At 63.3% G+C, this 643-nt stretch carries 1 protein-coding gene; it reads left to right on the forward strand.

Annotated elements, in window-relative coordinates:
• Nucleotides 1-627, forward strand: a 627-nt coding sequence (locus tag A3754_RS00945; protein ID WP_063518609.1) for a LysR substrate-binding domain-containing protein, incomplete at its 5' end; no start/stop codon positions are given.
• Nucleotides 628-643: the final 16 nt, after the last annotated feature.

Consider the following 643-nt stretch of genomic DNA (forward strand, 5'->3'; position numbering starts at 1 on the left):
CACCGGGATCTGGGGCGACTCAATGTGGGCGCCACCCTGACCATCGGCAATTACCTGGCGGTGGCGATCATGGCGGAGTATATGGCTCAGCAGCCGGGTGCGCGGGTGCATCTGGAAGTGGCCAACACCCGTTCGATTGTGGATCGGGTGCTCACCTTTGAGCTGGATCTGGGGCTTATCGAGGGCGAGCTGAACCACCCGGACCTGGAGTTGTTGCCCTGGCGCGAGGATGAGCTGGTGGTGTTTTGTCGCCCGGAGCATGCGCTGGCAAGTAAGGGAGCGCTGACTGACGACGATTTGCGGGCGGCGCACTGGATTGTTCGTGAGTCGGGTTCCGGTACCCGGCAGACCTTCGAGCGGGCCCTGCACGGGCTGGTGCCCGAGCTGGACCTGGCCCTGGAGCTGGAGCATACCGAGGCGATCAAGCGGGCGGTGGAAACCGGCCTGGGCATCAGTTGCCTGTCGCGGGTGTGTTTGCAGGAGGCGTTCAAGCGGGGCTCGCTGGTGGAGCTGGCGGTGCCGCACCGGGATTTCAGTCGGGAATTCTATTTTGTGCTGCATCGCCAGAAGTACCGCAGCCCTGGCATTGAGAGGTGGCTGGAATTATGTCGCGAATCCGTACTGTAACCCGTCGCGGCCTGTG

The organism is Alcanivorax sp. HI0083 (genome assembly GCF_001635175.1).